Annotated in this window: 1 protein-coding gene; it reads right to left on the bottom strand. The window is 74.2% G+C overall.

Translation table 11 applies throughout. From position 1 onward, the window contains the following. Positions 1-797: trypsin-like serine protease (locus AE652_RS40065; RefSeq protein ID WP_049660634.1), on the bottom strand; the 797-nt coding region annotated here is incomplete at both ends.

Below are 797 nucleotides of genomic sequence, written 5' to 3' on the forward strand. Positions count from 1 at the left end.
CCAGCCGGACCAGCCCTCGCCGTTGGTGTTGTAGGCGTGGATCACGGCGCCGTCGCTGCGCAGGGCGAAGGTCTCGGCGGTCCTGGTGTCCGGGTTGTAGACCGTGCTGCGGCCCCCGGAACGGGCGGCGACCACGGCGGACCAGGCGGACACGGCCTGCTGGATCCAGCCCCCGAGGTCGTCGACCCGGGTCTCGTACGCGCCGGTGTGCGTGGTCGGGGCGGCACCGAGGCAACCGTTCTGCCAGGAGCGGCTGTTGAGGGCGGCGAGTTCGTAGTGGTCGCCGACCTTGCGCAGGGCGGGGCCGCCGGTGTCGCCCTTGCAGACGGCGGCGTCGGCGGGGGATTTGGCGGCGATGGCGAGGCCGGTCGGGTCGACGGCGCCGACGGTGAAGGCGGCGCTGTGGAGCCGGTCGGGCACCCACTCGGCCTTGGTGCGGCCATAGCCCGTCACCAGCAGGTCCTCACCGGCGGCGGGTGCGGTAGTGGCCACGGCGAGCGGGGTGATGTCGGTGACGGGGGTGGCGAGCCGGGCCAGGACGAGGTCGCGGTCGGTGCGGGGGACGAGCTCGGCGATCTCGCGGACCTGGCCAGTGGTGGTGGTGAGGTCGGTGCGGCCGACGGTGGCGGTGGCTTTGAGCGCGGGCGGGCCGGCGGGGACGGTTGTCGGTTGGGCAGGGTTGTCGGCGAAGCAGGCGGCGGCGGTGACGATCCAGTACGGGTCGACCAGGGCGCCGGTGCAGGCGCGCTGGCCGTTGCCGATGTCCAGCTTGGCGGTGAAGGCGTAGGAGCCGGCGG

The sequence above is a fragment of the Kitasatospora sp. MY 5-36 genome (assembly GCF_001182915.1).
In the GTDB taxonomy this organism is placed as follows: domain Bacteria; phylum Actinomycetota; class Actinomycetes; order Streptomycetales; family Streptomycetaceae; genus Kitasatospora.